This is a genomic window from Aequorivita todarodis, assembly GCF_028561335.1.
Lineage (GTDB): Bacteria > Bacteroidota > Bacteroidia > Flavobacteriales > Flavobacteriaceae > Aequorivita > Aequorivita todarodis.
On sequence record NZ_JAQQTG010000002.1, the window covers coordinates 121,573 to 146,393 of the forward strand.

At 40.4% G+C, this 24,821-nt stretch carries 24 protein-coding genes and 1 pseudogene; 7 read left to right on the forward strand and 18 right to left on the reverse strand.

Annotated features, from left to right (window positions below; genetic code table 11):
* The first annotated feature begins 16 nt into the window (after nt 1-16).
* Both POV26_RS00900 and POV26_RS00905 read left to right on the forward strand, forming a co-directional pair.
* Nucleotides 17-238, forward strand: a complete 222-nt coding sequence (locus POV26_RS00900) for a hypothetical protein (protein ID WP_272854610.1) — start codon at nt 17-19, stop codon at nt 236-238.
* A 69-nt stretch (nt 239-307) separates the two neighbouring features.
* Nucleotides 308-1,894, forward strand: coding sequence for a 4Fe-4S binding protein (locus tag POV26_RS00905; protein ID WP_272854611.1), 1,587 nt, complete (start codon nt 308-310; stop codon nt 1,892-1,894).
* A gap of 31 nt (nt 1,895-1,925) precedes the next feature.
* On the opposite strand, the gene POV26_RS00910 is transcribed toward POV26_RS00905, so the two are convergent.
* Nucleotides 1,926-2,321, reverse strand: a complete 396-nt coding sequence (locus POV26_RS00910; protein WP_272854612.1) for a DUF2784 family protein — start codon at nt 2,319-2,321, stop codon at nt 1,926-1,928.
* A 129-nt stretch (nt 2,322-2,450) separates the two neighbouring features.
* Between POV26_RS00910 and POV26_RS00915 the strand changes: the two genes are divergently transcribed.
* The 3 genes from POV26_RS00915 to POV26_RS00925 all read left to right on the forward strand — a co-directional run bounded on the left by POV26_RS00915 (nt 2,451) and on the right by POV26_RS00925 (nt 5,378).
* Nucleotides 2,451-3,146, forward strand: coding sequence for a glycosyltransferase family 2 protein (locus tag POV26_RS00915; RefSeq protein WP_272854613.1), 696 nt, complete (start codon nt 2,451-2,453; stop codon nt 3,144-3,146).
* On the forward strand, nt 3,143-4,633 hold the full coding sequence (locus POV26_RS00920; protein ID WP_272854614.1) for a cellulose synthase family protein: 1,491 nt from the start codon (nt 3,143-3,145) through the stop codon (nt 4,631-4,633). The genes POV26_RS00915 and POV26_RS00920 overlap by 4 nt, the downstream gene beginning before the upstream one ends.
* A 139-nt stretch (nt 4,634-4,772) precedes the next feature.
* Nucleotides 4,773-5,378 (forward strand): FMN-binding negative transcriptional regulator, encoded by a 606-nt coding sequence (locus POV26_RS00925; RefSeq protein ID WP_272854615.1) that lies wholly within the window; start codon nt 4,773-4,775, stop codon nt 5,376-5,378.
* An 82-nt stretch (nt 5,379-5,460) separates the two neighbouring features.
* On the opposite strand, the gene POV26_RS00930 is transcribed toward POV26_RS00925, so the two are convergent.
* The 16 genes and pseudogenes from POV26_RS00930 to POV26_RS01005 all read right to left on the reverse strand — a co-directional run bounded on the left by POV26_RS00930 (nt 5,461) and on the right by POV26_RS01005 (nt 23,079).
* Complete coding sequence (locus POV26_RS00930; RefSeq protein ID WP_272854616.1) at nt 5,461-6,816, reverse strand: UDP-N-acetylmuramate--L-alanine ligase; 1,356 nt, start codon at nt 6,814-6,816, stop codon at nt 5,461-5,463.
* 126 nt (nt 6,817-6,942) lie between these two features.
* The gene (locus POV26_RS00935; RefSeq protein WP_272854617.1) at nt 6,943-7,917 is read right to left on the reverse strand and encodes a tetratricopeptide repeat protein; all 975 of its coding nucleotides are present in this window, start codon (nt 7,915-7,917) and stop codon (nt 6,943-6,945) included.
* A gap of 120 nt (nt 7,918-8,037) precedes the next feature.
* Nucleotides 8,038-8,559 (reverse strand): DUF4136 domain-containing protein, encoded by a 522-nt coding sequence (locus POV26_RS00940; RefSeq protein WP_272854618.1) that lies wholly within the window; start codon nt 8,557-8,559, stop codon nt 8,038-8,040.
* Nucleotides 8,560-8,676: 117 nt separating this feature from the next.
* Nucleotides 8,677-9,792 (reverse strand): sensor histidine kinase, encoded by a 1,116-nt coding sequence (locus tag POV26_RS00945; protein ID WP_272854619.1) that lies wholly within the window; start codon nt 9,790-9,792, stop codon nt 8,677-8,679.
* A complete protein-coding gene (locus POV26_RS00950; protein WP_272854620.1) occupies nt 9,789-10,556 on the reverse strand; it encodes a LytR/AlgR family response regulator transcription factor in 768 nt (255 codons plus the stop codon). The genes POV26_RS00945 and POV26_RS00950 overlap by 4 nt, the downstream gene beginning before the upstream one ends.
* 173 nt (nt 10,557-10,729) lie before the next feature.
* On the reverse strand, nt 10,730-11,281 hold the full coding sequence (locus POV26_RS00955) for a hypothetical protein (RefSeq protein ID WP_272854621.1): 552 nt from the start codon (nt 11,279-11,281) through the stop codon (nt 10,730-10,732).
* Nucleotides 11,282-11,596: 315 nt separating this feature from the next.
* Nucleotides 11,597-15,115: a T9SS type A sorting domain-containing protein gene (locus POV26_RS00960; RefSeq protein ID WP_272854622.1), complete on the reverse strand. Its 3,519-nt coding sequence runs from the start codon at nt 15,113-15,115 to the stop codon at nt 11,597-11,599.
* Nucleotides 15,116-15,225: 110 nt separating this feature from the next.
* The gene (obgE, locus tag POV26_RS00965; protein ID WP_272854623.1) at nt 15,226-16,224 is read right to left on the reverse strand and encodes a GTPase ObgE; all 999 of its coding nucleotides are present in this window, start codon (nt 16,222-16,224) and stop codon (nt 15,226-15,228) included.
* A gap of 65 nt (nt 16,225-16,289) precedes the next feature.
* A pseudogene (locus POV26_RS00970) lies at nt 16,290-16,865 on the reverse strand (adenylate kinase); the annotation flags it as partial.
* Nucleotides 16,866-16,981: 116 nt separating this feature from the next.
* Nucleotides 16,982-17,326, reverse strand: coding sequence for a hypothetical protein (locus POV26_RS00975; protein ID WP_272854625.1), 345 nt, complete (start codon nt 17,324-17,326; stop codon nt 16,982-16,984).
* A 97-nt stretch (nt 17,327-17,423) separates the two neighbouring features.
* On the reverse strand, nt 17,424-17,738 hold the full coding sequence (locus POV26_RS00980) for a hypothetical protein (RefSeq protein WP_272854626.1): 315 nt from the start codon (nt 17,736-17,738) through the stop codon (nt 17,424-17,426).
* 4 nt (nt 17,739-17,742) lie between these two features.
* A complete protein-coding gene (locus tag POV26_RS00985; RefSeq protein ID WP_272854627.1) occupies nt 17,743-18,252 on the reverse strand; it encodes a hypothetical protein in 510 nt (169 codons plus the stop codon).
* 136 nt (nt 18,253-18,388) lie between these two features.
* On the reverse strand, nt 18,389-19,957 hold the full coding sequence (locus POV26_RS00990) for a phage tail sheath family protein (protein WP_272854628.1): 1,569 nt from the start codon (nt 19,955-19,957) through the stop codon (nt 18,389-18,391).
* 126 nt (nt 19,958-20,083) lie between these two features.
* Complete coding sequence (locus tag POV26_RS00995; RefSeq protein ID WP_272854629.1) at nt 20,084-20,626, reverse strand: GNAT family N-acetyltransferase; 543 nt, start codon at nt 20,624-20,626, stop codon at nt 20,084-20,086.
* Between the two features lie 143 nt (nt 20,627-20,769).
* A complete protein-coding gene (locus POV26_RS01000) occupies nt 20,770-22,527 on the reverse strand; it encodes a serine hydrolase (protein ID WP_272854630.1) in 1,758 nt (585 codons plus the stop codon).
* A 195-nt stretch (nt 22,528-22,722) separates the two neighbouring features.
* The gene (locus tag POV26_RS01005) at nt 22,723-23,079 is read right to left on the reverse strand and encodes a DUF6249 domain-containing protein (protein WP_272854631.1); all 357 of its coding nucleotides are present in this window, start codon (nt 23,077-23,079) and stop codon (nt 22,723-22,725) included.
* A 145-nt stretch (nt 23,080-23,224) separates the two neighbouring features.
* Here POV26_RS01005 and POV26_RS01010 point away from each other — a divergent pair, with 145 nt between their 5' ends.
* Together POV26_RS01010 and POV26_RS01015 are read left to right on the forward strand one after the other, a co-directional pair.
* Nucleotides 23,225-23,815 carry an RNA polymerase sigma factor gene (locus POV26_RS01010; protein ID WP_272854632.1) on the forward strand — a complete coding sequence of 197 codons (591 nt, stop codon included), beginning with the start codon at nt 23,225-23,227 and terminating at the stop codon, nt 23,813-23,815.
* Complete coding sequence (locus tag POV26_RS01015; protein ID WP_272854633.1) at nt 23,796-24,206, forward strand: hypothetical protein; 411 nt, start codon at nt 23,796-23,798, stop codon at nt 24,204-24,206. Before POV26_RS01010 ends, POV26_RS01015 begins: the two co-directional genes overlap by 20 nt.
* Before the next feature lie 29 nt (nt 24,207-24,235).
* Here POV26_RS01015 and POV26_RS01020 read toward each other — a convergent pair whose 3' ends face one another.
* Nucleotides 24,236-24,817, reverse strand: coding sequence for a YdeI/OmpD-associated family protein (locus POV26_RS01020; RefSeq protein WP_272854634.1), 582 nt, complete (start codon nt 24,815-24,817; stop codon nt 24,236-24,238).
* Nucleotides 24,818-24,821 lie beyond the last annotated feature (4 nt).

The window sequence follows — 24,821 nt, forward strand, 5'->3', positions numbered from 1 at the left end:
TAAAGATGAAAATCAATTGAGAAATTTGATAATCTATATCCATACAAATCCAACCCATCACGGATTTGAAGTAGATTTTGCAAAGTATAAATATTCGTCCTACAATTCTTTTCTTTCAGATCGAGAAACACTATTGGATAGGGAGTTTGTTTTAAATCAATTTGGAGATAAAGAAAACTATAAATATGTCCACCAAATGAAAAATTTTGAAATAGATGATAGTTTTAGTTTGGAGTAAGACCTCACAGGTCTTCAAGACCTGTGAGGTCTGGTCCCGCAATCACTAATTCTTTAAAAAACGACAAACATGAGTACGGTCCAACGAAATATGTCGCTTACGGGCGAACCGCCAAAAACGATAAATACCCAGCAAAAACTTGCATCGGCCATCGGTTTGATAGGTTTGGCGGTGCTTTTTTTGGCGTTATTCAATATAAATTTTCCCAATAAAACCCTTTGGCTTACCGCCTCATTAATCGCCATTGGCAGCGGCACGGTTTGGTTTTCAATAGCCGCCTACGGCAACAAACACGAAGGGATTAAAAACGATGGCGTATATTTTAAGTCGCTTACTTCCAAAGGATTTTGGGCATGGGTTCTGGGCATTACCCTTACTTTGTTTTACGTGGTGCTCTATTGGTTTCCGCAGTATTTGGGCTTGGTACAGGATGGCGACAACAAAGGATTGGTAGCGCTTTTTGACCCATTGAGCAAGTTGCTGAATGGCGGCCCCGCAAGTCAATGGTTTGTATATGGAACGCTTTATACGCTGGCCATTTTGGCCTTTGGAATTAAATTCATCCTAAAATATCGCCACAACAAATACGAAAAACTGCGAACCTATTCCGTGATGTTTTTCCAGTTGGGGTTTGCGTTTCTGATTCCGGAATTGATGCAGCGGCTGAACAGTGAATCCTTTTCCCTGCCCTATTACGACCTTAAAAATATTTGGCCGCTCAATTACTACAATTTTGAGCAATACCGCGTTGACCAATTTATTTCCGCAGGCGATATTGGCTTGGCATTGTTGATTTTTGGAATCGTTTCCATTTTTGTAATCACGCCAATTTTAACCTATAAATACGGCAAACGCTGGTACTGTAGTTGGGTCTGCGGTTGCGGGGGATTGGCAGAAACCGCCGGCGATCCGTTTCGGCATTTGAGCGACAAACGGCAAATAGCCTGGAAGGTGGAACGCTGGGTAATCCACAGCGTACTGGTATTTGTGGTTTTGATGACCACGGCGGTGGTGCACAGTTATTTGGGTGATGACAGTTCAAAATATTGGTTGACTAAAGACGTGTTCCTAATTTCCGTGGCAGTAATCCTAACGGCCGTTTTTGCGGGAACCTTTATTTTTAAAAGAGAGGAATTACAAAAAGACGCCCGTTATGGGGCAATCGGTTATTTCGTGATTATTATTTCGTTAATTGGGTTTCACTATTTTTCAGGAAAAACTTTGTTTCTATTTGAAGCCGAAACCCTTCGCCAAAGCTATGGTTTTTTAATAGGCGCCGTTTTTAGCGGGGTGATTGGCGTAGGATTTTACCCAATCTTCGGGAGCCGCGTTTGGTGCCGTTTCGGTTGCCCGATGGCTGCCATTTTGGGTTTTCAGCAACGGCTTTTTTCGCGTTTCAGAATAACGACCAACGGTGGCCAGTGCATCAGTTGCGGCAATTGTTCCACCTATTGCGAAATGGGAATCGACGTACGCGCCTATGCCCAAAAAGGCGAAAATATTGTCCGTTCCAGTTGTGTGGGCTGCGGAATCTGTTCGGCAGTTTGTCCGCGTGGGGTTTTAAAACTTGAAAACGGTCCGCTGGAAAAGCGAATTGATTCCAACGAGATCCTTTTGGGAAATGACGTGGATTTGATGAAGTATGTGAATAATTGATTAGTTTTCAGTCGCAGTCGCAGTCGCAGTTTCAGAGGTTAGTAGAAAAATCGTTCTTTTTTTTGAAAAAATTTACCCAAAGGGAACAAATTAAAGCCAGCAACGTGAAAACCAATGTCAAAATTTCGACGAGTTGTGCATCCGGCCGCCAGCCCGAAAGGGTTTCCACCAAAAAGGTTATATAACTATTCGGAAGGTTGGTTTTTCCCAATTGGCGCAGGATGTCGTAATGCCAATCGGTGAGGAGGCAATACCCAAAACCTTTCCAAATGCCTAGCACGAGCCACGAAAAAAGAGTAACCGCCAAAGTGAAAAGATGCAATTTTCGGGTCTTCGGAAAAATCCAACCAAAGAGATTAAAAACAATAAGCACCGTATGAAAAACGATAAAAAACCAATTGCCAAGATGGAGCCAGAAATTTTCCAAGGTTAAGTATGAATTTTGAATTTGTAAATAGCTACAATTTAAAGTTTATTTTTCTGAAATTCGCAATCCGAAGAAACCTTTAAAGACCTAACAGGTCTCGAAGACCTGTTAGGTCTAATCCTTATCCGAATGAATAAAAACATCAAAGTAATAATTCCCGCCTATAACGAAGAAGCCTCCATTGGGAAAGTGATTGCTGAAATTCCGGACTTCGTTTCGGAAATAATTGTGGTTGACAATAATTCTACCGATAATACTTCGGAAGTAGCCAAAAGTGCAGGCGCAACGGTGCTCTTTCAACCCAAAGGTGGCTATGGCAATGCTTGTTTGAAAGGGATGGAATACATTTCAGAAGAAGACATAAAACCTGAAATCATAGTTTTTCTCGATGGCGACTACAGCGATTACCCTTCGGAATTGACAAAAATAGTTGCCCCCATTTTAGAGGATGACATAGATTTTGTGGTGGGCGCACGCGTAAAAACATTGCGGGAAGCTGGTTCGATGACTTTTCCGCAGCGCTTCGGAAACGCATTGGCAACCAAGTTGATGAAACTTTTTTTCAACTCAAAATTTACGGATCTTGGGCCTTTTCGCGCCATTAAATACGAAAAATTGCTCGCCCTAAATATGGAGGACAAAACCTACGGCTGGACAGTAGAAATGCAGCTGAAAGTATTGAAAAAGAAATTTACCTACGTGGAAGTACCCGTAAAATACAAAAACCGCATTGGCACCTCAAAAGTTTCGGGTACCGTAAAAGGTGCTATCTTTGCGGGCGTAAAAATCCTAAGCTGGATCTTTAAATACAGTTTCAAAAAATGATTCTTGAATCAATAATCATTGCCGTTTATTCCATCGCCCTGCTCCTCATTTTTATGTACGCTTTGGCGCAACTCAACTTGCTGTTCAATTATCTAAGTGCCCGAAAACACCACAAAAACGCACCGACTTTCGATTTTTCAAAAGAAGAAGAAATTCCCTACGTAACCATCCAATTGCCAGTTTATAACGAATTGTATGTTATGCAACGCCTGTTGGATAATATTTCTGAAATTGATTATCCGAAGAAGAAACTGGAAATACAAGTGCTGGACGACAGTACCGACGAGTCTTTTGAAGAAACCGCAAATCACATAAAGCAACTCCGAAAAACGGGTTTGGACATTCAGCACGTAACCCGTAAAAATCGTGAAGGCTTTAAGGCTGGCGCACTAAAGGAAGGCTTAAAGACTGCCAAAGGCGAATATATCGCGATTTTTGACGCAGATTTTCTTCCGAAGAAAAACTGGTTGAAAAATACCATCCCTTATTTTAAAGACCCCGAAATAGGCGTCGTACAGACCCGTTGGGGGCATTTAAATCGCGATTATTCCATACTTACGCGGGTGCAGGCTTTTGCACTCGACGCGCATTTCACTTTGGAACAGGTGGGCCGAAACAGCAAGGGACATTTTATAAATTTCAACGGTACGGCGGGGGTTTGGCGCAAAGCATGCATCCTCGATGCCGGGAATTGGGAGGGTGACACACTTACCGAAGACCTCGACCTCAGCTATCGCGCCCAACTTAAAAACTGGAAATTTAAATATTTGGAGGAAGTGGAAACACCGGCGGAACTCCCCGTGGTTATCAGTGCCGCGCGTTCGCAACAATTCCGATGGAACAAAGGCGGCGCGGAAAACTTTCAGAAAATGGCTTGGCGCGTTTTTAAAAGTAGGGATATTTCCCTTAAAACCAAATTGCACAGTTTTCTGCATTTGCTGAACAGCACTATGTTTTTGAACATTTTGATTGTGGCAATCTTGAGCATCCCGATGCTTTACATCAAAAACGAATACGAGCATTTGAAGCTCTATTTCTACGTTATGAGCTTTTTCGTGATAAGCACGCTTATCTTTTTTATTTGCTATTGGTTTACCTACAAAAGCATTTATGGCGGTGGATTCAAACATTTTCTGAAATACACGGCAATGTTTTTTACCTTCTTTTCAATAGCCATGGGGTTTTCGCTGCACAACTCTATTGCGGTTTTGGAAGGCCATTTCGGGAAGAAAAGTGAATTTATCCGTACGCCTAAATTTAACATTGGAGCACTGAAAGATGGTTGGAAAGGCAATAAATACCTCACCAAAAACATATCGCCCAACGTGATTATTGAAGGGATTTTGATGCTCTATTTTGCCTTCGGAATGTACAGCGCCTTCGTTGTGGGCGACCAAGGTGGCGATTTCGGGCTATTCCCGTTCCATCTGATGCTTTTTTTGGGGTTTGGGTTTGTGTTTTTTAAATCGCTCACTTCCAAAGCGTAAAAACTTTATGAAACTTTGAGTTTCTTTGTGCAACTTTGTGAAATAGTTTTACGACAGAGCTTCACGTAGAAATGTCCAATGCCTAATGCCTAATGCCTAATGCCTAATGCCTAATGCCTAATGCCTAATGCCTAAATAAATGTATCCACCCCCGCACCACCAAAGCCACGATATTGAAAAAATGATTTCGGTACTAAAACATTTTCCGTTGGGAATGCTGCTTACTGCGAAGGATGGAAAACCGTTTGTAACGCACATACCTTTTATTTATAACGAAACTTCAAAAAAACTTGTCGCTCATTTAGACCGAAACAATCCGCAATTGGAAACATTAACCGAAAATGCCGAAGTTACCGTCGTGTTTAAAGGTCCCGATACTTATATTTCGCCAAGCATTTACACTACGCCCCAATTGCCAACTTGGAATTACATAATCGTACACGTTACAGGAAGGCTTCAACTTATAAATGAGCCAGAGGCGATAAAGCAAACCATGGTGGATATGACTAAATTTCTGGAAGGCAAAGAACAAAATTTCATTCTAAAAAAAGACGATCCGAGAATGGAGCGTTTGATAGATTACATTCAAGCATTTGAAATTGAAATCACTAATTGTGAAGGGAAATTTAAGCTTTCGCAGGATAAAAATTCGCAGGATTTTGAGAATGCGAAGGAGGAATTAAAGCGAAATTCCCAGAAGGACGTTTCAATATTTATTGAAGAAATTTACAAGAAAATGACATAAGACTTTAGGACCAAGGACGTAAGATGAAATCCTTATTAACAGCGTCTTAAGTCCTTTCTCTTATAGCGCAGCGGTCCTAAGTCTATTTCAAATAATTTTTCACTTCCTCAAAATCCAACCCCCCATAATTCCCACTGCTCATCAAAAGCAGACACGTATCGTCGTACTCCTGCGAAAAAAGATAGGTTTTAAAATCTGCTGGATTTGTGAAAACTACCAAATCATCTCGCTCAAAGGCTTCCTCAATTTGTTCGCCTTTTATTTCTTCCAACTGTTTAATCATCACTGCGTGTGGCGAGTAGAAAACCACGGCACTATCGGCAGCGTCCAATGTGCCTTTGTATTCTTTTAAAAATTCCGGATTTAAGCTGCTGTATGTGTGTAATTCCAAACAAGCTATTAGCTTTCTTTCGGGGTATTGGTTTTTTACGGCCTGAGTGGTCGCTTTCACTTTGCTCGGCGAATGTGCGTAATCTTTATACGCCACCGCGGTTTTGGTTTCGGCAATTTTTTCCAAACGTTTACTGGCGCCTTTAAAGGTTGCAATGGCTTCGTAAAAATCCTCGGCATCCACGCCCATCAATTGGCAGATCCAGCGGGCACCCTCAAGATTGTTTAAATTGTGTTTTCCGAAGATTTCAACAGGCATTGGGCCTTCGGGAGTTTCCAAAAGCGTGGTTCCGTTTTCCACGGAATATTCGGGAGTTTGGTACGGATATTTTTTTATGGGATTTGTCGCTGCTTCCACAACGCGTTTTACCTCGGCGTCTTCTTCGTTGTAAATTATTGCGCCGCCGTTGGTTATTTCCTTCAGAAAAATTTCAAACTGCTCCACATAGTTTTCATAGGTTGGAAAAACGTTGATGTGGTCCCAAGCAATTCCGCTCAGCAAGGCAATATTCGGTTTGTAAAGGTGAAATTTTGGGCGACGGTCTATGGGCGAGGAAAGATATTCATCGCCTTCAATGACCATAAAATCATTGTCGTCAGTAATTTTCACCATCGTATCAAAGCCTTCCAATTGGGCGCCCACCATATAATCCACATCTTTTCCGTGATAGTTCATCACGTGCAGAATCATGGAAGTAATAGTCGTTTTTCCGTGGGAACCACCAATAACCACGCGGGTTTTGTTTTTGGACTGTTCGTAAAGAAACTCGGGATAGCTGTAGATTTTTAGACCGAGTTCCTTCGCCTTTAAAAGTTCGGGATTGTCTGCTTTGGCGTGCATTCCGAGGATAACGGCATCAATTTCCGAAGACAATTTTTCGGGAAACCAGCCTTCTTTTTCGGGCAACAGACCTTTGCTTTTCAACCTACTTTTTGAAGGCTCAAAAACCTCATCGTCGCTTCCGGTTACCGTATCTCCTTTTTGATGTAATGCCAATGCAAGATTGTGCATCGCGCTGCCGCCAATGGCTATGAAGTGGATTCTCATAAAATGGTTTCAGGTTTCAAGTTGCAGGTTTCAAGTTGCAAACTAAATTTTTGAATTTTACTTCAACAAAGATACTTTTTCTAATGTTGTCCCGATAGATCTCGGGATAGAATTCATAATTCAGAATTAAAGTGCCAAAATAAGGGATTTTTCCTGTTGGGCTTCCTTAAAATCGTTTCTGCTTAACAATGCTTTGTTTATCCACGTAAGGGCGATTTGCTTTTTGCCAAGGTTTTTATAGATCTGCGCCAATCGGTAATAGGCCCAATCCTTGGGCACGCCGTCTTTTATGGAATAGTTGGCCAAGTACTCGCTGAGGCATTCAATACCGTATTCGGGTTCCAAATTGTACTGTGCCGAGATCTTGCCTATTTGGTAATTGAGCTGGTTGCGCTTGTGGATTTTTAAGGATTTTGAAGTGGTTTCCAAAGCTTCCTTCGGCTGGTTGTTCTTTTCATAAAGACCGGCAAGTTTTTCATAGGTATGTGGTGAACCGCCTACTTCTATTGCTTTTTTGTAATACTTCTCCGCATCTTTCGGTCTGCCGGAATACTCGGCGATGTAGCCCTTGGCGAGGAATTCGTCCACTTTTGAAATGGTTCCCAATTCATCAGCATAGGCAATTGCCTTTTTTTCACTTCCGCCTATAATGCCCGGCAACTGAATGTAAAATTCCACCAAGGCCCAGCGTGTCTCAATATGCTTTGGGTCGAGTGCTGCGGCACGTTCCAAATGGTGTTTTATATCGCCAATATAGGTTACCGCCCGAATTCGGCTAACGGACAATGCCTTGAAGCCCAACGCGCCGCCGTATTTAAAATGGTAATTGGCGTTACTTTCCTCCTCGTTTACCAAACTTTTATAATAGGAAATCGCCGTGTCCCAATCCTTTTGGTAGCCCGCAATATCACCCAGATATTCACGGGTCTTTTTATCACCGGGATTTTGTTTCAGATACTTTTCAAAAATAGGTTTTGCCTTGCTGAAATTTTCCTGTTTGAAGTATTCCTCTGCCTGTTGGTAGTTGGTTTGGGCAACTGCAAATAGGGGAAGCAATAACAGAAGAACTATTACTTTTCTAAAGAAATCTATATGATTCAAAATTTAAGATTCAAAATTTAAAAAAAAATATTATTAGGTAATTAATTGGTTGTTGATTAATTAAACATTCGGGCACGCGATAAATCGCGAGCCTACTGACTACTGTGTACTGAACACTGCTTACTTTTTTCCCGGTGGATACTTGGCTAAAATTTTCTGTATAACTGAAACATAATACGCTTCCTTCTGCTGCGGGGTTGCACGTTCCTTCATTTCGCCTTCCGCTACGGCCTGCCAAACCAGCTCGTCTTTTTCAACATCTATAAAATCCATCGTTAATTGCTGGTTTACCACATTGCCCCCAATGGGAATTCCACCACTCACGCCCACGCCAACATTCCCGCCACCGCCGCCAACTCCAATACCAATAGTGTTCCGCGAGCGGGAAACGCTCTCGCGTGCATAAAAATTGATAAACAGCTGGGGAGTTTCACTTTTAACAAAACCACGTTGCTGCAGCAGGCTGTCCGTAATCTGCACAATTCGGTTATCGTCGAGCTCGCTAAGACCGGAGTCTATAGTCGGGAAATAATTATAGGAAGTGTATTTCGAAAAATCTACCTGTTTGTCATAATCCACTGCAACGGTTGCGCCGCAGGAAACCAGGAATATGGAGAGTACTAATATTGAAAGGAGCTTCATTGCATTTTTCTTTTCAATAAAAATACGCAAAAACCGAGGACTTGGATTTTAGAAAAGGTTAAAGTTGAAAAACCATTTTAAGAGAAAACCTAGATTTGCACTTTAAAACGGTTTCGGCTAATTCTCTAACGGAACTCGAATTACGGTTTCAACCCCCGAACCAGTGTTTTTATTTCTTACTTCAAAAAAGTAATTATTGCCATAAAGGTTTTCTAAACGGTCATTGATATTGGCCAGACCCATTCCCCGTTTTAGCAATAATTTATGGCCCGCTTCAACGGGAGCGCCATTATTTTCAACCCTTATTATCAAGGTTTTTCCTTCTGCGTAAATTTTTACGAGAATTTCCAAATCGGTATGGTTAAAATCATAGCCGTGTTTTATGGAGTTTTCCAGAATGGGCTGTAGCAGAAGTGCCGGCACCAATTTGGGAAGCAGGGATTCATCTATTTCTGTCGAAATTTTCAGATGATCGGAAAACCTAACTTTTATGATATTGAGATAGAATTCCAAAATGCGCAGTTCCTTTTCCAACGGAATGCGGTTGCTGTCGTTGTCATAAAGTATTTCCCTTAAAAAATCACTGAGATCGGCTATGGTATCCTTTGCTTTGGCGGCGTCAATATCGGTAAGGACGGCGATTGAGTTTAAGGTGTTGAAAAGAAAATGCGGCTGCAATTGGGAGGAGAGCATTTTCATACGCGTATTTACCAATTGGGCTTCCAATTTGCCCTGCTTTTTTTCAGCCTTTTTCACCTCTTTCACATAATAATAGGTGTAGATTATAAAGACCATGGCAAAGTAGATAAGGAAATTGAGATCTATTACGTACATAAACCTATACATGCTGCGCTCAAAATCATATTCGGCAAAGGTTGTTCTGCCCAAAAGGATGTAATACAGGTCAACAACCAGCCGAATTACTATTCCTATCAATAGCGAAAATAAAATGTGGGTAGAAATGATTTTGGTCCACGAGTAGTTTTTTCGAAGAAACCGCTTGGTGCTAATGGCGATCAACGTCATAAAACTTACCACGATTATATAGTCGAAAAGCAGGTTGTCTATTAAAAATTGGGACCATGAAAAGACCATCATCTTATCCATCCCGAAGATCTGCATATAGGCAGTTTTGGCAATCAGCACCAAATCGAACAGCGCATAAAAGCCTGCCAAAAGAAGGACTAATTTCAGGTCTATGTATTTCTTGCTTATGGTGTATTTTTTATTCATATTCCTACTTTTTCCAAAAAATCCTTTTTATAGGATTTGCTGACACGCAATAACGTATTATCGGCCATACGGGCATCTATTTCCGAAAATTCTGAATGTACTATTTCCTTTATATGCCTCAGATTGACAATGCTGGATCTGTGGATCCTAATAAATTTACCGCTGTCCAATGACTCACAGAGATTGCTCAAGGTTTCCCGGAGCACGTACTTTTTGTTTTCAACAAAAATTTCGGCATAACTTCCCGAAGCGGTGATGTACATTATATCTTCGGGGTTAAGGAGTATGGTTTTGTTTCCCTGTTTTATCGGCAGCTTGTCAAGAGCCTCCATTTTTTGCGATTTGGTTTTGTACAAATTGAACAGCTCAATTATGCGCTTCTCAAAGTTTTGGTCCGCTTCGTTTGCTGAAATTTTCCGTACTTTTTCAATAGTTCTAAAGAAACGTTCGTCCTTAAAGGGTTTCAGCAGAAAGTCGAAGGCGTCCACATCAAAAGCCTTTAGGGCGTAATTGTCGTAGGCCGTAACGAAGATGACGATGGGTTTTGGCGAGAGGGTAATCTTTTGCAAAACCTCAAAACCGTTCATATCCTTCATATTGATATCCAGAAAGATGAGGTCGGGCCGTTTTTGGTCTATTTCTGCAATTGCGCTTTTCCCGTTGGAACATTCGCCCAGCACTTCCACATCCGGTACTTGCCGGAGCAGGTAGAGCACCCTTTTTCGGGCAAGCTCCTCGTCGTCAATTACAAGTACTTTTATCATGGAAGGCTATTTTTATAATCGTTGTGAAAGGATGTTTTTTTACGTAAAGATATTCAAAATGAAATTGCTCGGTTGTGTTCCGAATTAAATTTTAGGAACCCATCAACTTATAAAAAGACCATCAGTAGAGTTGTTCCCTGACGGTCTTCCCATAAATTGCAAAGCAACCTCTTTCAATTAACGGCAACTCCAACGCCACTGCTTCTGGCGTCTATTTTCAGGTTCTGTTTGTCCTTTCCGTTTTCAAGACGGATTTTATAGGTGGCATTGGCCAAAATTTCACCTTTGGTGCGGGCGGTATATTTTGCCTTGGTCAAGGTGTAGCCCTGGAAGGAGTTGTACACTTCGTTTCTGAGCTGCGCCGGCAAAATCACGTTCTTGAATTGCTGACGGGTTTCGAGGAGATTGCCCTCGCTGTCAAAATCTGCCTCCAAAGCACCGTTTGTACTTTTAAACGTAACCAAATAGGCGTGATATTTCTTTTTAGCGGTATGGGCAATAAAGCTTTGAATGTCAAAATTAGCTTTCATAAATCCGATGGGATCGCGCGCAAACTGGCGCGCTTGGCTTTCTTTAATATTATAAACATAACTGTCGCCCTCTTGGGTTACCGCTACATTTAACGGTGCATAAAAAAGTCTGGCCTCGTCGAGCACTGTAACCTCTTGGGCGCTGAGTATCGCCGCGGTCAAACTTAACAAAATGGAAATAACAAAAGTTTTCATAACTGATAATTTTTAGGATTAATAACTTGTTCTTCAAACTGGTAAACACTGATCAGGTATTTTTACAGACACTAAATTAAAGGAACAAGCCGCTGGATGGGCAGGAATGATGTGAACGTCAAAATTTGACTATCGGAAATACTGGATTATGATGTGAAATAAATTTCCACACCCGAAAAAGAAGGTAAAATTGTTAATAATCAGTAGATTATGAAAAGTGGATTTTGCAACTTATTGTGCCAAATTACTTTTTTGGGGAAATAGAATCACAGCATTGGCATTTGGGAAATGATACTTTATTAAAGAGGCAGCTGCTTATTGCTTGACAATCTTTTTCGTTACGACTCCTTTATCGGTAATCACTTCCACGAAATAGATACCTGCGGAAAGGGTTTCAAAATTGATTTGGTTTTCTGAGGTTTCAAGGATTAGTTTTCCCAATGTTGAATAAACCGTTGCTTTTTCGAAGGAAATGGTTTTTGAAGTTTTTATTTGAAACGAGGCACTAACGGGATTGGGGTATAATTGAACCATTCCATCTAAGCCAAATTCCTCAACACCCAAATTTTCTACTACTGTTGTTGAAACGGTATTAGTAACTATTGCGGGGTTAAAATCGAAATAGATACTAGCGCTATTAAGTATTACATCTCCAACTTCCAGTGAATTTTTTGGTTTTATTTTATAAGCGATAAATCCATGTGAACTTGGCTCATCCACACTACTTGAGGGAAGATAAATATTATCAAAAATAAAATCTATGTTATTTTGGTTCCTTATTTCTATTCTGTTTGCATGGCTTACATTTTCCATCTGTAAGGTTGACCAATCTAAATTTGCATCTAATATATTTTTAACTTGAATGTTTATGGCTTCTGCCGTTCCAATATTTTGAAAGCGGATTACGTAATGCAAATACTTGTCAATATCATCAAGATAAATCTCGCTTCCCTCTAATACCGTAATGTCATTTGGGTCGTATGATCCAACAACCTTTTGCTTAAAATAAAACACATTGTCTTCGGGTAAAATATCTCCCGAAATCGGGTTAACAGTAGTAGTAAAAAAAAGTTCATCACCTACATTAGTACTAGTTTGAACATTAAAAACCAAGTCAATGGTTCTTGTTTCGAATAAGTCAAAATTTGAATAGTTAAATGTCAGCAAATTATTAGTTTGCGAGTCAACATTTTCACTTGCACTTAAAAAGGTGATTTTTGAATCGTCAAATTCCAGCATAACTTCACCATTCAATAATGTTGTTCCAATATTTTGGTATATAATTCTATATCTCACATCAAATCCTGGGCGTGCTTGTGTAATGGGCACAATACTTATATTTAAGTCATTTATTGAAGTATTAAATCCTGCACAAAAATCTATGGTTTCTGTATTGCCAGCACCGACGAATGTGGTTGTTTGTGAACCAGGTAAAGAAATATAATAATTCGGTAAACCATTAGAAGCTGTTGTAGAGAAATCTCCCTCATTTACCCGCATAGAATAATTTCCATTAGGATCTGTGAAAGTGGCAAAGCTATCAACGCCATTATTTGTTGTAATCATTATGGATGAAATGCCAGCATCAGACCCATCACATCCATTAGAATTTGCATCCAAAGTTAATTTTCCCTGTAAAATATTTCCTAAAGCACCCATATTTTCACACCATTTGAATAAATTAGAATTGGACGAAATTATATCATTATTACCATCGTTGTTAACATCAACAATTTTGATCTTGTCATTATAAGGAAAGGGGTGGGAAGCTATCGGCTGCGGAGAACCAAATGTTCCGATTCCATCTATATTTTCTGCCCAAACAAGTCCGGGACTATCGTCAAAAACTACATCTATATCTCCATCGTTGTCAATATCGCCCACTTGAACTAAATTTCCATAAGCTGTATAATCACTTTCATTAATAATGTTTTGAGGGCCAAATTGACCAAGACCATTTTCGTTTTCATACCAACTTACCAAATCGTTTTCTTTTGACGCACAAAAAACGTCTAAGTCTCCATCATTGTCGATATCTCCGGTAGTTATGCAGGCAGGTTCGTCTAAATTTGTTGTAGCTATTGGACCTACATATTCAAAATTTCCCAAACCATCTGTATTTCTACTCCAAAATATGCCCACATTGTTGCAATATAACAAGTCTTTATCCCCATCTGAGTCCAAATCTGCTGTATAAGTCAGGCTGACATTTGTAACCGGATTCACAATAGGTCTTTGTGCACCAAAAGAACCCAAACCATCTGTATTTTCAAACCAAAAAATATCACTTTGCTCGTTTGAGACAAGAATATCCATATCGTTATCTCCATCAATATCTACCATATTAAAAGAGTTCATACGTTGTATTTGAGGGAGTAGGGTCTGTTTTGGGTTGAAATTTCCCAAACCATCACTATGTTCAAACCACACTATTTCACCATCAAAAGTAACTATATCTTTATCGCCATCTTGGTCTAAATCAACTATAGAAGTGAATTCCGAACCAAGTGAGCTGTTTGATATGATATGTTGATAACTAAAATCTCCCTGACCATCTAGATTTGGATACCAAGCAATTTCATTATCACCTGTAGATGTAGTAAGCAAATCCAAATCTCCATCATTATCTAAATCTTCGTAATATATTCCAGAAATGAAATAAGCATTTTTAGCAATGGAAATAGGTAAGCTAAATGTGCCAGCACCATCTTGGTTTTTATACCAAGCTAATTTTCCATCATCATAGGATCCGGAAATTATATCTACATATCCATCATTGTTTAAGTCGCCAGAAACTATTGAACGAACGTCCATTGCATATCTTGTTATAAGATTTTGCGGCCCAAATTGACCCATCCCGTCTAAATTTTCATACCAAGCTACTTTATTGTCGTATTTGGAACTAGAAATAATATCTAAATCTCCATCATTATCAATATCAACAGCAATTATATCTGACATAAATAATGCGAGATCGGTTACCGATTGTTCAGGCCCCAAAGTCCCCAATCCATCAGTATTTTCTCGCCACGCTACTTTCGAAGCGTATGAATAAAAAACATCTTGATCTCCATCAGCATCTATATCCACAGTATAAACTACCTCAAATCCTGAATTTGTATAAGAAGCTATTTCTTGTTTAGGACCAAAATTACCTGCTCCATCCAAATTTTTTAACCAAAAAACTTTTCCATAATTGGCGTCTTTTGTGAAAAACACATCCATGTCACCATCGCCATCCATATCTGAGGAGTATAAACCACTTGCAAAATTTTCGGTTGCTATAACGTTTTGGGGTCCAAAATTCCCCAATCCATCAAGATTTTCATACCAAGCAATTTTCCCATCATTGCTAGACGCAGACAGTATATCACCATCGCCATCACCATCAATGTCTGAGACTTTAATGGATTGCACCCGTACTGCTACTTGTGTAATGATTATGGCATTTCCAAAATTACCATTGCCATCAAGATTTTTATACCAAGCAACAGTATTATCATTACTAGAAGCTAAAATTACGTCAATATCACCATCTCCATCCATATCTGCAGTTTCAACATCCTTTTCCAGAACTGGGGTGGTTGTAATTGTGTTACGGCTTCCAAAAATTCCTTCTCCATTATTTGCATACCAATACAAGCCACTACCAGTCGCTGATTGGGCGAAAATTACATCTAAATCACCGTCACCGTCCAAATCGGCTGTTGCCACAGAGTTTATTCCGATAGAATTTTTCGGATCACTTACAATATCGTGATTTTGAAATCCAATTTGACTGAGTAAATTCGTAGAAATAAATAATAACAAAGCAAAGAGAAATCCTTTTTTCATAGCGCACAAATTAAGGGCTGTAAGAAAAGAGAAAAAAACGACAAGCAAAAATTTATTTAAGAATTTTTTAAGAAAAGTAACATTGCTAACAGACAACTGACAACCGATAACTAATTAAGCATCTTCCAAAGCTTATCCTTCAGCTCCGTCAATCCTTGTTGCGCTACTGAAGAAATAAACAAATAAGGAATGCCTTTAAACTGTTTGTCGAGAATCTTTTTCATCTCGGCCTTCAGTTCCTCGTCCAGCATATCACTTTTGCTGATGGCAACCAAACGCTCCTTATCCAAAAGTTGTGGGTTGTAACGGCGCAATTCATCGACTAGAATATCGTACTGTTCTTTAATATCCGGCGCATCGGCGGGAATCAAAAACAGCAGTGTAGAGTTTCTTTCTATATGGCGAAGGAACCTGTGCCCAATGCCCTTGCCTTCGGCAGCGCCCTCAATAATCCCGGGAATATCCGCCATTACAAAAGTTTTGTAATCGCGGTATTTTACAATCCCCAAGTTGGGTTTTAGGGTAGTGAACTCATAATCGGCAATTTTCGGTTTGGCTGCGGTTATTACAGAAAGCAATGTAGATTTTCCGGCATTCGGAAAGCCAACGAGACCTACATCGGCAAGAATCTTAAGTTCAAGAATAATATCTACTTCTTCACCTTCCTCACCGGGCTGCGAATAACGGGGCGTTTGGTTGGTCGCACTTTTAAAATGGGCATTCCCCAAACCGCCGCGACCGCCTTTGGCCACTATTTTTTCTTCGCCGTCTTCTGTGAGTTCAAAAAGTATTTCCTCGGTTTCCTTATCGCGCACTACTGTCCCCAGCGGTACTTCAATATAAACATCGGCACCATCGGCACCGGTGCTGGTCTGCTTGCTACCGTGCTCGCCATGCTCGGCCTTAAAGTGTCGTTTGAATTTTAAATGGTAAAGCGTCCAAAGGTTTTTATTTGCTTTTACGATTACGTGCCCGCCGCGGCCTCCATCGCCGCCATCGGGCCCGCCTTTGGGAATATACTTTTCCCTCCGCATGTGCTTACTGCCCTGCCCTCCCTTACCGGAAGTAACATGTACTTTTACGTAATCTACAAAATTGCCTTCAGTCACCTTTTATTGTTTATTGTTTATTGTTTATTGTCTATTGTTGGAAACCCCAAACCATAAACAATAAACTATAAACTGTCTATAACCTTACTTAAACGTTCCGTAATTTCTTCGATACTTCCCACACCATCAACACCGTAATATTTATCTCTCTTTTCGTAATAATCCTTTAGGATGGCGGTTTCATTGTAGTAAACCTTGATGCGGTTCCGGATGATGCTCTCATCGGCATCGTCTGCCCTTCCGCTGGTTTTGCCGCGCTCCAGCAGGCGTTTTACCAAAACCTCGTCGTCCACTTCCAAAGCTACCATGGCGTCAATCTGGGTGTCCTTATCGTCCATTAAATGGCCCAGTGCTTCGGCCTGCGCTTCGGTCCTTGGGAACCCGTCAAATATAAAACCATTAGCGTCGGGGTTTTTATCAACCTCGTTGCTTAGCATGTCGATCGTGATTTCATCCGGAACCAATTTTCCCTTTGCCATAAAAGACTTGGCGAGGTTGCCCAGCTCGGTTTCATTCTTGATGTTATAGCGAAAAACGTCGCCCGTGGAGATGTGAACCAAATTGTATTTTTCCTTTAAAAAATTGGCTTGCGTTCCTTTTCCCGCGCCGGGAGGGCCGAACAAAATTATATTTGTCATGTGTGTGATTTAATTAATAAAAACGAAGGTGCAAATTTACGAAATTATAATTGGGGAAACGGTACTTTGGGATTTGTTAATTTGGGATTCGTTGATTTGAGATTTGTTGATTTGGAAATCTATCTTCCAGTTAAAAAACGGATTGCCTCCAAAGGTTCTTCCACTTCCACAATCAGCATGCTGTAATGTTCATCACGTAATTCAATGGCAATGCTATTTTCATAATTCACAACATCACAAAAAATAGTATCTCCGTCAATCCAATAGGTTCCCGCACTTATGAGACCGGGAAAACCCGTGCCGAGCAGACGAAGCCCTGGCAAGAAATCCAATCGCTGCTCATTGGGATAGGCACTGACTATATGATGGGCTGGAATTATTAGCTTGTTCACAAACGTCAAGATTTTGTGAAATCCCACCACTTCAAAAACGAAATCGTTATCTATTCTTTCAATTCGGACCATGTATTAAAATGCTGAAATTACTTTTAGAAGAAGATTAAAAAATAATGAAGTTGTTTCAATGCCAAACAGAAAATTTTGAATTTTGAATCTTGAATTTTCAAACAACAACCCCCACCGCCTTATAAAGAAAATTTACCAAGGCATTCCAAAGTTTTTCCAAGGTCACCATCAAAATTCCCTTTAAGGTGTTTACGAAATTGAGTGCCATGGCCTCCAGCCCATCAAGGAAAAACTCCCGAAGGTCTTCGTCAATATCACCGCTGGCCACTCCCTTTTGGATAATTACCGTTTGTTTGGCTATGGCTTCCACTTGTCGTTCACTAAACCCGCGCACCGCCGAAATATCCTTCTCCAAAATATTGGAGGCAATATCCTTTATACCCTTAACAATTGTTGCTACATCTTCAGCCATAATCTTATCTTTTTAAGAAACTTTCATACGTAATTGCCTGGTCCAAAAAAATTTCAACCTGCCCTTTAAAAGCCTGTAATGCCAAAGGTTTTATACCGTTTTCGCGATCGGTTTCCTTCATTTTTTTAAACGTAGCGGCTATCTGTTCAAAGGCGAAGGCGCTGGGATACTCTCCCGAAATTGCGTTGCTTCCCTTGGATTGGAGCAACTCATTTATCTTTTCCAAAGCAATATTATTAGGCACTGGCCGTGCTTTGGCTTGAAGTTTTAGTGACTCGAAGGCGCCAATCAGCGTGTTATAAACAGGCTCCCGTAGCGCAAAACTTTCGTTAGTTGTACCGCCATCAACCTCCGCGAAGAACCGCATAGCCAAATCACTGCTCGCGGTTACCTTTTCAACAATGGCTTGGTCATAGGCGGGGGCAAGCGTAACTTCGCAGCCACTTAGGACGAGTAAAGCCAATAAAAATGACAGCGGCAAGAATTTTCTGCGCAAAAAACCTAAATGCATCATGCTTTTAATGAATAAGTTAGCACTAAAGTAAGCAATTTAAAGCTTTAATTTCAGAAAAAGAGAATTGAATAAAAAGTGAAGCATGCTGTGATGTGTCATTCCGCTATCTTCCCCATTCTTTTTTCTGAATTATATATTACGGAGAAACCATTTGTTGCTGGCTAAAAGAGATGATCATAAATTCTGCCGGCCTAATTAGGGCGACACCAATATTTACGATAAGCCTTCCATCTAAAATATCATTGGTGGTCATTGTTGTTCCCAATCCACATTTTACGAAGTATGCATCTTTTGGCGTGGCTCCGGCCAGTCCTCCCTGCCTCCATAGCGAATTCAAAAAGTTTTCAATCATTCCTTGTATTCGCACCCAAGTATTTGCATCGTTGGGTTCAAAAACAAAACCTTTACATGCGTTTTTACAGGATTGTTCTATAAAAATCATTGTTCTTCTCACGTTTATATATCGCCATTCGTTGTCATTGCCTGCCAGTGTTCTAGCTCCCCACACAAGTATTCCTCTTCCCGCAAGGTTTCTAAGTGCGTTTATGGATTTTCCGCTTATGGCATCTACATTTAAACCTTGCTGTTCTGTATTGTTAATTTGAATTGGTAAAGACGCTACTCCTGCCATTGAAACATTTGCGGGGGCTTTCCAAACACCTCTTGTGTTATCAACCCTAGTAATAATTCCTGCCATCCCGCCACTGGAAGGCAATAGGTTTACGCACTTCAACACTGCTGAAATAATAGTTCTATATGTAGTACTTGTATAAAGTAACTCACGGTGGTTTTCACTAATCGACCCTGAATTTTCAGAATTATAAATTGCCTTCAATAGCTCCAAAACCCTTTCTTCGGGCGGAAGCGTTGAATTTAGAACAGTAGCCAACTTCCGAACATCTCCACCAAACAAATTGGTATAATTCAAATCTCGTTCACCCATCATTGTAGTTCCAACAAAAGGATAATATGCTGCTCCAAAACCCAAGCCCGTTGCGCCTGTATGGTTTCTAAATGCTTCTATATCCACATCGTTTCCAAGGGGATTTTCCCGGTTGCCGCCAATAATATCAAAAATACTTATCGCGGTCCGCATTTCGCTGTTCTGTAAAAGCATCTGCTGCATCAGCGTTCCATTTTCCGCCAAAGGCAATAATGTGGCTTCCGGGCATATATACATGCTTACTTCTTCCTTCTTTTTCAATGCCTGCACTCCTTTCAGTAAATCGGCAAGCTGAACATTTGGATTCACTAAAGGCGCTCCAAGTTGTAAAGGTGTTCCTGCAGTTTTTCCATAACCACCGACCGAAACAATATAAGCCTTGCCACCTCCGTTTTGATAAAACAGCTTTACACTGTTATACAAATAATAAATGCTATGGGCATCTGGAACTATGGAATAATATTCGCTTCCTATTAAAATAAAATCTCCCTCTTTGGGTTTTGAGTTTTGCCGCACCAAATAATATTGCGGACTATATTGCTGGACAGGTTCAGGGCTATCGGGAAAACCAAAGATATGTTGAAATTCTAAAAAGGAAGTGATCTTGGTGGGTACAAAAGTACAGTCATTGCCATTCAAATCGGCCTGTGGTGTGTACCCAATAAAAGCGGGGATAGCCGTTTCAACAGCAGCCACCGAACTTGGAAAAGCGGAAACTTCCTCAACATAAACTCCTGGGGTTTTGTATGTTTTTTTGCCCATTTTGAAATGGTATTTCTCTATTTTCCCAAATAATTAGTTTGCTAAACAGCTGATAATAAAGTAAAAATACTAAAACAAAAAGGCTATTTGTGAATTTTTAAATAGGAATATAATTCGTCGAAAATATCAGGTTGAAATATCTTGCCATTCTTTTTTTGTAAGCGAATAGAAATTATGAAGCGTTCCGTCATAGATAAATTCATTCCTTTTAATAAGCCCTACTTTTTGTAAAATTGTGTTGGAGGCTGTATTCGCAACATCGGCAATGCCGACGATCTCTTCAAAACCTAATTCGCCAAAACCGTGGTTTAACGAAGCAATTGCGGTTTCGGAAGCGTAGCCTTTTCCCCAGTATTTCCTTAGAAATCGATAACCGAGATCGTAATATTGCGTTCTGCCGTTTACCACGTCCGTAACGAACTTAAACCCGCTCCAACCCACAAAATTACCGCTCCTCTTTTCCACAACCGCCCATCTTCCTATTCCGTTTTCAATATATTGTTGTTTTATGGAATCAATCATTTTTTGAGATTCCTCCAGAGTTGAAATTGGTTTGTTTCCCAAAAAAGTATGCACTTCGGCATCACTATCCATTGCGAACATTCCGTGCGCGTCTTCATCCATCAAATCGCGCATTAGTAAACGGTCTGTTTCAATATGTATTTTCATCTTATTGTGTTTTAAAAGAAAAAAGCCTGTAGGTTTAAATTATAAACCCGCAAGCTAAATTTAAAGAAAAATAAAGCAAAATCCTCAAACGATTCACTGACTACTGACTACTGATTACTGAATTACTGCGTACTGAAAACTGACTACTGAATTTTCTTCCCAACAATTTCCTGCCCACCCTGAAACAAGGTCAAGCTTTCCACTGCTCCGTTTCCATCTTTATTGAAATTGATCTGGGCTGAAACCACTTTTACATAAAACTCGTTTTCAGACTTCGGAAAAATCTCAAAAGCAGGCTGCCCCGTTGCCTGGGCTTTCAGTTGGCTCCCTTCCTTGGTAATGGTTATCACAAAGCCGGGCTTCAATTCATATTGGCCCACATAGCTTGCCAAAACAGCATCGGGCACTACGGCATCTTTTACCATATTTTCGGTTTCCACGCCCAGCTTTTTCAGCATATCAATGCCATTTTGGTTTGCGGGATTCAAGGCTATCGATTTCTTGTAATTTGCAATGGCCAAATCATTTTTCCCCTGCTCCATCAAGGCTTCCGCATAACTGTCATATACATTGGAGGATTTTGGATAGGCTTCCACATTTAATTTAAAAACCGCCTCCGCCGCCTTTTTCTTTCCGGCTTGCAGCAACGTATAGCCCATACCGTTCATTTCGCTTTCGCTATTGGAATACTCTTTTGAGCCTTTATTTTTTTCATAAAAAGCAAGCCCTGCCTTTAAATCCTTATCCATAATCTCTTTATAAACCAACTTGGCCAAAGCCTGCTTCGGAAGATCATAGGTCGCAGCGTGCAGAATTCCATTTATGGCAACCGTGATATCGGCCAAAGGCGCCCTTCCTGTATTGTTCAAAAGGATAACGGTAGATTTTTCCTTGGGCATTCGGGTAATAAGGGTGTTGAACCCATTGATTCCGCCTCCATGGCCTATTATTTCCGTACTGTCTTTGGTATTTCCCACCGGAAAATAACCAACGCTCCAACCGTAGCCGTAATACTGTCCAAAGGCGGGCACGTATTTTTCATACATCATATCCCTGTATTTCTTCGGAAGTAATTTTTCGGTGTAAAGGGCTTGGTCCCAAATAAATAAATCTTCCACGGTTGAATACAGCGAACCCGCCGCATAGGGTGTGGACATATCGATATAGGGTGCGTTTTCAAACTGGCTGCCCTTCATTTCATAGCCTGCGGCACGTTTTTTAAGAATTGTATTGTGATGGTCATAACCGCTATTTTTCATTTTTAAAGGTGTGAAAATTTTCTCCTGTAAAACTTCTTCGTAGGTTTTACCTGTAACCTTTTCAATGATGGCTCCCAAGGTGATGTAGCCCGAATTGCTATACGAAAATCGTTCTCCCGGCTTAAAATCCAAGATAGAATCCGCATATATTTTTACCATCTCTGTGGGCGTGTATGGATTTCGGCTCAGTACTTTAAAAAAATTGGGGAAAGAGGTATAATTGGGCGTTCCCGAAGTATGATTCAGCAACTGATGAATAGTGATTTTATCGCCATTCACTTTTGAATAATCCGGCAAATATTTGGAAATCGGTGCCTGCAGATCCAGCTTTCCTTCGGCTACCAACTGCATAATGAGCAGGGCCGTAAATTGTTTGGTAATACTTCCCAAACGGTGCTTGGTATCGGGCGCGTTGGGAATATCCCATTCCATATTCGCCATGCCGAAGCCTTTTTTATAGATAACCTGCCCGTGGTCCGCCACCAGTACCGAACCGTTAAACTGGCCGTATTCGTTGTATTTATTTAAAAGCTCATCCAATTGCGCGGTTTTTGTCTGCGCAAGGCTAAACGTAAGGGTCGCCATAAAGGCAATAACCGCCAGAAATGCGGTTCTGCGTAAAGAATTTTTTGATGTTTTCATGCCTTGATTGATTTTGATCGATGAATTGTTTTGATTGCAGATAGGACGTGTTATAACAGTTAGCGTTACAAATACTATAGAAAGAGCCATTCTTTAAAAGTACATAATCCATTGGAAAAGCGCGCGGTATCGCTCATAAAAAAAGTGTGCTTTTGCCAAAGTCACACTTTTTCAACTTTAAGTAGCGATAGCCTTCTAAGCTTCATTTTCCTTATCCAGATTCTTGGTCATGGTAAAACCTGCAAACAAGCCAATACCCGCCATCAAGAATATGGTTCCCGGGTACGCCACTTCTTGTTCCACCCCCATATTGTAGTGCAGCAGCGAAGCGATGAAAATACCTACGCCTATTCCCATTAACAAAAGCGCCAAGTTCAGGATAAGCACTTTCCATATAGGGGCTGTGTGCGATTTTCCCTTTACAAAAATACTGGCATCCGCCCCTTTTTCTATAAGCGCCATGCGCTCTTTGTTGCGTGTGGAATAATGCAGGTAAAAGATTCCGAAGACGGCACCGATAAACAGCGGCATAATAATAAATTCTACTCCCATGATTGTTCGTTTTAAAATGATTGATTGATTTCAATGCGTTCATAAGGTATGACGGCAACTTTTTATTTTAGGTTACACCCTTTGTCAATTATTTTTTTTGCATCCACTTGTAACCTAAGTTCATTAGCCGTCGTCTTATCTACATATGACCACTGACCAAGAATCATCAATCATCAATCAAATTATTGGGGGAGACACCCAGGCTTTTGCGGTATTGGTAGATCGTTATAAGGACTTAGTGTTTACCTTGGCACTACGAATGCTAAAGAATCGGGAAGAGGCCGAAGAGGTTTCCCAAGACACATTTATAAAAGTTTACAAAGCCTTGGCAAAGTTTAAAAGAGAATCCAAACTATCGACCTGGGTCTATAAAGTGGCATACAATACCTGTTTGGATAGAATAAAAAAGAACAAAAGCCGATATAACGAAGTTGCCATCGATTCCTTTACAGGAAACCAACTTAAAAGCTTGGACAATGCCTTAGAGGTTTTGGAAAATGAAGAACAGCAGCAAACCATACAGGATTGTCTGCAACAATTGGCCAGCAAGGACAGTTTTTTACTTACCTTGTTTTATTTTGAGGAACTTTCTTTGGAAGAGATTTCAAAGGTTGTGAATATGGAGGCCAATACCGTAAAGGTAAATATCCACAGAGCCAGAAAGCGATTGGCAAATATTTTAAAACAACGGTTGGAACCGGAAACAATACAAAGCTATGAAAGAGCAGGAAACTAAAGATTTAGAACAATTGGTAGCCAAAGCGATGCGAAAAGCTACTTTGGAAACGCCTTCCCTTCTGTTTACCGATAAGGTAATGGCTGCAATAAACGCTGAACACCAGAATGTTACCGTTCGCTATCGCCCATTGATCCCAAAATATGTATGGATTGGCATTGCCGCAGCTATTGTTGGCATCACGGCTTATCTATGGTTTTTGATACAGCCCACACCCCTAAATTTGCCCGCGCTTTCTTTTGATTTTATGGCAGCCAACTCCCTTTCCAAAGAATTTTCAGCTTTTACGCCCTCAAAAATTACGGTATATGCCTTGTTATTATTAGCTGTGATGCTTTGTGTACAGGTTCCGGTGCTTAAGCGGTATTTTGAGAGGCGAGAGGGGCCTTAAACAAGAAATGGTTTCTGATAGTTGTCTTTTTAGTCATTTACCCCCTTCCCATCAAAAATTTTAGGGATATACTTTTCAATTCTTGACGTCCGGGTTTTGGATTGTTTTGCTTGGGAAAAATACAATAAATACCCACGTTGCCTTCCCGGAGTCAATGCTTCAAAAGCGGTTTTCAATGAGGGATCTTCCTTGAATTTCAATTGCAGTTCGTCAGGCATATTGAACTCAGCTACTTTTTTCATCTTTACTTCCAGTCCCGCCTTTTCTACCTCAATGGCTTCAAATATATAAGCCTTGATTGTGGATTCAAGCGCGATAATTTCTTCAATATTGGTAAACCGAATCTGACGGGCCGCCTGTACATTTTCAGTCTGCTGGACCAATATATTTTCCGTATCCTTTAAAAGCGCCCCCTTGTGAAATAACAGGGCACAATATTCTTTAAATTCATGGATTAAAACCACATTCTTCCCTTTCAACGTATAACACGGGTGCATCCATTTAAAATCTTCGGTCAGGCCACAATCAAGACATATTTTTCGCAGCAATTTCATTTCTTCGTTCCATTTTTCGGCTCTGTCCAAGAACCTATCTACCACTTTTGGATTCATATTT